Genomic DNA, 4517 nt, shown 5'->3' with positions numbered 1-4517 from the left:
TGAGGAGCCTACTCCCAAGAATAAGAACGACAAGTGCATGATGGACAACCGGAGAGTTCATTTCGAGATAATCGCGAAATAGAGCGTTTTTCATTAAGGCAACAGAGGGCCGGGTGGCTTAGGACAAACCCGGCCCTCCTTTTTTTTGCAATATGCTCAAGAATGAGGAAGGCCCATTCCGGTGCGCCTTCTTCATGAAACGGAAGTCTCCTCCCGGGCCAACATGAAACCTCGCACTTACATGTCGTAGCCATCTTCTTTATTATCTTCTCAATCTTCACGACTCACCTCGTTTTAACTCCGCTCTTCAACGTCAACATGGAGACACAAAAAGTGCGAAACTAATGATCTTGACAACGAACGGCCTCTGTGTTTTAATTTCTTCGTCGGGCGGCAGATATGGATATTTGGCGCAAAAGGTATTTTTTTTGGCTATCAATAATTTCATTCAGGAGGTCGGACATGCTTAAGAGATCGGTTTTTGTCGTACTGCTTTTTGCTTTTCTCTTTCCTTTTTCTGTCTATGCCGAGATAGAAAAAGCGGGGAGCGTCGAAGTAAGTCCCTTTGTGGGCTGGTACTCCTTCTTAGGTGACGGCACGAATCTGAAAAATGTACCGGTTTTAGGCGGACGCGTAGGATACAACTTCACGGAGAACATCGCGGGTGAATTCGCTGCTGATTTCATGAACAGCCGTGTTTACGACAAGACGAGGAAATCCACTCAGAGCCCGCCTCCCTTTGTGACACCGGACGATGATGTGACCGTCCAGCTCTATCACCTGGATGCCCTTTACAACTTCATGCCCAAGGAGAAGTTCAACCCCTTTGTGGCCCTCGGTGCGGGAGTCGCAGATTTCAACGGCAGCTTCACGGGAAATACGAATAAGTTCCTCCTTACCGCGGGACTAGGCGCTAAGTATTGGTTCACGGACAGGGCCGGCTTAAGGTTCGATGTGAGAGACAACCTCATATTCACGGGCAAGACTCTGAACACCATTGAGACGACTGTCGGCGTGGTCATCGCATTTGGAAAGGAGAAGGCGAAGCCGACACCTCCACCACCTCCACCGCCGCCGACACCGGCACCTACTCCGGCTCCGACCCCGATGCCGACACCGAAGCCGACTCCGACTCCGGCTCCGACCCCGAAGGCCGAGCCGAAGAAGGAAGTAGTGATCGTCCTTGAAGATGTTCACTTTGATTTTGACAAGGCGACACTCACGAAGGAAGCTCAGGACATACTCAAGAAGAACACCCAGGTCCTCAAGGACAATCCTGGCGTAAAAGTGAGGATCGAGGGGAATACCTGTTCCCATGGTTCCGAAGACTATAACCTCAGGCTCGGTGACAGAAGGGCGAACGCGGTCAAGGAATATCTCGTCAAGGAGGGCATCGCCGCCGACAGGTTATCAACGATAACCTACGGCAAGTCCAGACCTCTCTGTGTTGAGGAGCCTACTCCCAAGAATAAGAACGACAAGTGCATGATGGACAACCGGAGAGTTCATTTCGAGATAATCGCGAAATAGAGCGTTTTTCATTAAGGCAACAGAGGGCCGGGTGGTTTATGACGAACCCGGCCCTCCTTATTTTTGACAGATGTTGTATACTATATGTCGTGAGTCTATGAAGCGTATCTTTTTATATGCCGCAGCATCCGTAACACTTCTTCTCTTTTATGGTTGTGCATCCGAGCAGTCGTTTCAAAAGACGCAGCAAGAGGCGGAGGTTCCGAGGGTGGCCGTAAAGGAGCCGCCGCGTGAAATCTCGATCCCTCCTCCAGTCAAGCCGCAGCGCAAGGGTCCGGCCTCTCTTCAGTGCACCGAAGACACGCATGAAAACTTCAACAGGAGCGGAATCGATGCGATTCCTTTCATCAGGGTCTCATTCTTTGACACAGAGGGGACGGGGGTGAAAGACATGATCGCGGGGAGCAAAGACGGCTTCGTCTACCTGTACAAGAACTTGGGAGATCCGCAGGTACGCCGTTGGCGAATGAGCGAAGGGTACTTTGCGGGCATTAAGGTCGGCGCCTTTTCCTCCCCGGCGATGGGTGACATCGACGGCGACGGCGAAGCAGAGCTCGTCGTTGGGACAGGAGGGTTCTCTTCCGATTCAGGGAGGATTCTCTTCTTCAGAAATGTCGGATCGAAGAATGCACCTCAGTGGAAGAAAGTTGAGGGCGTTGACCTGAAGATCGGCAACGACGCGGCTGTGACTGTTGTGGATTACAATTTCGACGGAAAACCCGACATCATTGCGACAAATTCGTCGGGGAAGCTCTTCTTCTTCAAGAATGTCTCCGTGCCGGGAAAGATCAAGTTCGTTCAGGAAAAACTCTTGGACAGATCCTTTGGGATGTATGCGGTTCCGGCTGCGATAAAGGTCAACGATGTGGTCTTCCTGACGGTCGGCAACTCTCTGGGCAACATCTCTCTCTTTGAACTGAGAAAGAACGGCGCAGGGGTTTCGATAAAAGAATCACGCACAAAACCCTCGGCAGGGAGGTTTGTTTCACCTTCTTTTGCCGACCTTCTGAAAAAAGACCGCTTCGACCTGATCGTGGCCGATGGCGATGGCGTGCTCTCTTACTTTGAGAACAGGAACTATGATTTTTCTGTGCTCGAGAAGAATCAGGATATATTCAGCAACAGGATATTTGCGGGCCCTGCCTGTGCGCCGACGGTTTGTACCCTCGGGGAACAGGTAGTCCTCGTGGTCGGAAATATGGACGGAACGCTCAAGCTCTATGAGTATCAGCAAACCGGCGAAGGACTGCCTTGGGTCGAAAGGAAAGATTATCTGAAGGGAATCAAGGTTTCCGGTTTTTCAAGGGGCATCATCACTCAATGGGAGGGAAAGGAGGTCCTCGTCGTCGGACAGAGCAACGGGGACATCAGGGCGTTCATGAACGTCGGGTCCGATTCTCTGCCCCACTGGCGTGAAGAAAAAAGGTTTTTCCAAGGTATCCGGATTAAGGAACATACCACCCCTTCTATCTTTGACTTTGGACGCGATGGGAAATGGCAGCTCATCATCGGTGCGGCAGACGGGAGGCTCTACGCCTATCGGGTGAGGGAAATAAAAGATCACCTGCCGGTCTGGGAGAAGATAGAGGGTGCCTTTGACGGCGTCAAGGTTGAAGGGTTCTCGGCTCCCACGCTCGCACGGGATGGGAATACCCTCTATCTCTTCGTCGGTCAGGAGGATGGCAGGATAAGGACCTATACCTCCGAACTCAAGGACGAAGAGGGAAACCGCTCCACCGCTTACAGCAACGTCACCTTCACCGAAAAAGATTATCTAAAGGATATCAGGATGCACAACCACAGCTCTCCGTCGATCAGGGTGAAGGATGATATGATCGAGATGGTATCGGGCGACTACGATGGAAACATTCGTCATTTCAGATGCAGCAGGCCTGACCTCTCCGCGGACAAGACAGAAAACTAACGGTTACCGCGCTTCCCTTTGCGGCTCAAGAATAAAAGAAGGCGCATTCCGATGCGCCTTCTTCATAAAACCGAAACCTGTCCCTGAGTTAACATGAACCCTTGCACTTGCAGGTCGTCGCCATTTTCTTCGTAACCTTTTTGATCTTCACAGACTCACCTCCTTTTTTCACTTTCTCCTCCGCCCGAAAATGCGTGCAGAGAAAGATACGAAGCTCACGCTCGTATTATAGCACGACGGCAGGGCTTATCGCAGCGAGATCTGAAGTCTGCGGGATGCCTGGGAACGGGCGCAGAGATTGACTTTAAGCCATTCCTGTGGTAATTTTGTTGATGGACTACAAGGACACCCTGAATCTGCCGCAGACAGAATTCCCCATGAAGGCCAACCTCGCTCAGAGAGAGCCGGAGATACTGAGATCCTGGGAGGAACGCCGGGTATACGAAAAGATCCAAGAGAAGAATCGGGGAAATGCCTTCTATATCCTCCACGACGGTCCGCCCTACGCGAACGGACATATCCATATAGGCCACGCCCTCAACAAGATCCTCAAGGATATCATCGTAAAATTCAAATCCATGCGGGGTTTCTCGTCACCCTACATCCCGGGGTGGGATTGCCACGGGCTTCCGATAGAACTCCAGGTCGACAAGAATCTCGGTGACAAGAAAGACCGGGTGGACATCATCGAGAAGCGGAAGTTGTGCAGGGATTACGCCGCAAAATTTGTTGATATCCAGAGGGAAGAATTCAAGAGACTCGGCGTCTTCGGGGACTGGGCCTCCCCGTATCTCACGATGACGAACGCCTATGAGGGTTCGATCGTCGATGAGTTCATGAAGTTCGTGAAAGGCGGTTATATCTATAAGGGGAAGAAACCCGTGCACTGGTGTCCGTCGTGCGTCACGGCACTCGCAGAGGCTGAGGTCGAGTACGCGGACAAGGAGTCTCCTTCGGTATTCGTGAAATTCGGGCTTGACGAGGAAAACCTGGAGAAGTATTTCCCTGAACTCAAAGGGAGGAAGGCATCGGTGATCATTTGGACCACGACTCCCTGGACGCT

At 51.6% G+C, this 4517-nt stretch carries 3 protein-coding genes; all 3 read left to right on the top strand.

The window, feature by feature from the left end; translation table 11 throughout:
* Positions 1-462 precede the first annotated feature (462 nt).
* Positions 463-1530, top strand: coding sequence for an outer membrane beta-barrel domain-containing protein (locus VEI96_12075; protein HXX58730.1), 1068 nt, complete (start codon positions 463-465; stop codon positions 1528-1530).
* A 208-nt stretch (positions 1531-1738) separates the two neighbouring features.
* Entirely contained in the window at positions 1739-3454 is a 1716-nt protein-coding gene (locus VEI96_12070) for a VCBS repeat-containing protein (GenBank protein HXX58729.1), read from the top strand.
* A gap of 332 nt (positions 3455-3786) precedes the next feature.
* The coding region (locus VEI96_12065) for a class I tRNA ligase family protein (protein ID HXX58728.1) at positions 3787-4517 on the top strand (731 nt) is incomplete at its 3' end.

This window comes from Thermodesulfovibrionales bacterium (genome assembly GCA_035622735.1).
GTDB lineage: Bacteria > Nitrospirota > Thermodesulfovibrionia > Thermodesulfovibrionales > UBA9159 > DASPUT01.
This window is presented reverse-complemented; position numbering and strand designations above follow the sequence as displayed.

Coding starts and splice junctions, on each gene's coding strand:
- VEI96_12075 (HXX58730.1), top strand. CDS start 463: ATGCTTAAGAGATCGGTTTTTGTCGTACTGCTTTTTGCTTTTCTCTTT.